Below are 2412 nucleotides of genomic sequence, written 5' to 3'. Positions count from 1 at the left end.
AATCCATCTACTCCAGCGTTAAAAAAGTTTCCGAATCCCTGCTCTCCGACAGCAGCCGCTCGTTCAAAACCCCCGTACTGGTTCCCTTTCCGCAACCGGGCATTTGGACGATAGCCTTTGTTTCCGGTCATATCCCCGACAAACTCAAAGGCAGCCTGCCGCAAGATGACGACTATATTTCCGTTTACGTCCCAACCACACCCAACCCGACCGGCGGCTATTACATCATGGTTAAAAAAAGCGACGTTCGCGAGCTGGACATGAGTGTGGATCAGGCATTGAAATATGTAATTTCGCTGGGCATGGTCATGCCGGACGACTTACCGGTTAAAGTCCTACCCGCCCAAAAGCCGTCTGAAGACGGTGATACCGAACATAACAATTAAGGTCTTCTTTTTTCAGACGGCCTTTCCTTCTTTTTCAAATTGAACAATATAAAAAGGTGATTTTATGCGTACCAACTATTGCGGCCTTATCAGCGAGCAATACTTAGACCAAACCGTTACCGTCAAAGGCTGGGTACACCGCCGACGCGACCACGGCGGTGTGATTTTTATCGACTTGCGCGACCGCGAAGGCATTGTCCAAGTCGTGATTGACCCCGACACTCCGGAAGCATTTGCAACTGCCGACTCTTCCCGCAATGAATACGTTTTGAGCATTACCGGCCGTGTACGCAACCGTCCAGAAGGTACTACCAACGACAAAATGATTTCCGGCAAAATCGAAATCCTTGCCAAAGAAATCGAAGTCTTGAACGCTGCCGCTACGCCTCCGTTCCAAATCGACGATGAAAACATCAGCGAAAACGTTCGCCTGACCAACCGCGTTATCGACCTGCGCCGTCCAGTGATGCAGCGCAACCTGCGCCTGCGTTATCAAGTCGCTATGGGCGTTCGCCGTTATCTGGACGCGCAAGGCTTCATCGACATCGAAACCCCGATGCTGACCCGCTCCACGCCCGAAGGCGCGCGCGACTACCTCGTGCCGAGCCGCGTTCATCCGGGCGAGTTCTTCGCACTGCCGCAATCGCCGCAATTGTTCAAACAACTGTTGATGGTGGCGGGTTTCGACCGTTACTACCAAATCACCAAGTGCTTCCGCGACGAAGACTTGCGTGCCGACCGCCAGCCTGAATTCACCCAAATCGACTTGGAAACCTCGTTCTTGAACGAAGATGAAATCATGGACATTACCGAAGGCATGGCAAAACAAGTCTTCCAAGACGCACTGGGCGTAGACTTGGGCGTTTTCCCGCGTATGCCCTACGCCGAAGCCATGTTCTACTATGGTTCCGACAAACCCGATATGCGGATCAACCTGAAATTCACCGAGCTGACCGACCTGATGAAAACGGAAGAATTCAAAGTCTTCCGCGGCGCAGCCGACATGAAAGGCGGCCGCGTGGTTGCCCTGCGCGTACCGAACGGCGCGAAATTCAGCCGCAAAGAAATCGACGAATACACCAAATTTGTCGGCATCTACGGCGCGAAAGGTTTGGCGTACATCAAAGTGAACGATGTCAGCAACCTTTCCAACGGCGAAGACAGCGGCCTGCAATCTCCAATCGTGAAATTCCTGTCTGAAAACGCCCTGAAAGAAATCATTGCACGTACTGGCGCGCAAAACGGCGACATCATCTTCTTCGGCGCAGACAAAGCCAAAGTCGTGAACGAAGCCATCGGCGCGCTGCGTATCAAAGTCGGTTTGGAACACGGCAAAGACAACGGCTACTTCGTAGACGAATGGAAACCTTTGTGGGTCATCGATTTCCCGATGTTCGAATACGACGAAGACGGCGACCGCTGGGCAGCCATGCACCATCCGTTCACCTCGCCCAAGCCCGGTCATGAAGACCTGATGGCGTCCGATCCTGAAAACTGCCTGGCCCGCGCCTACGATATGGTGTTGAACGGCTGGGAAATCGGCGGCGGCTCTATCCGTATCCACCGTGCCGACGTACAGGAAAAAGTCTTTGCCGCACTGAAAATCAGTCCCGAAGAGCAACAGGAAAAATTCGGCTTCCTCTTGGACAACCTGAAATTCGGCGCGCCTCCGCACGGCGGTTTGGCATTCGGTCTCGACCGTCTGGTTACGCTAATGACCGGCGCCGAGTCCATCCGCGACGTGATTGCCTTCCCGAAAACCCAACGCGCCCAATGCCTGTTGACCAACGCGCCAAATGCGGTGGACGACAAACAGTTGCGCGAATTGAGCTTGCGCCTGCGTCAGAAAGCAGTTGAAACAAAAGAAGCATAATTTACCAGCTTAATCTTTAAAATATCAAGGCCGTCTGAAAAATTTGAAATTTCTTTCAAATTTTTCAGACGGCCTTTCTACATTTTGGTCGTTTATATATATAATCAACCGCGAACTGTTTTATTTTAAACGTTTACTTTAATGACCTTAGAG

The 2412-nt window shown here is 51.9% G+C and carries 2 protein-coding genes; both read left to right on the top strand.

Annotated elements, in window-relative coordinates; translation table 11 throughout:
• The coding region (locus tag ACTHUT_RS18040) for a DUF502 domain-containing protein (protein ID WP_440419288.1) at positions 1-386 on the top strand (386 nt) is incomplete at its 5' end.
• 64 nt (positions 387-450) lie between these two features.
• The gene (gene aspS / locus ACTHUT_RS18035) at positions 451-2259 is read left to right on the top strand and encodes an aspartate--tRNA ligase (protein WP_250601271.1); all 1809 of its coding nucleotides are present in this window, start codon (positions 451-453) and stop codon (positions 2257-2259) included.
• Positions 2260-2412: the final 153 nt, after the last annotated feature.

The sequence above is a fragment of the Neisseria sp. P0022.S010 genome, from assembly GCF_051956635.1.
Note: the sequence above shows the minus strand (reverse complement) of the source record. Positions and strands in the feature narration are given on the sequence as shown.

Bases quoted from the DNA above. Each gene is read 5' to 3' on its own strand.
- aspS (WP_250601271.1), top strand. From the start codon at position 451: ATGCGTACCAACTATTGCGGCCTTATCAGCGAGCAATACTTAGACCAA.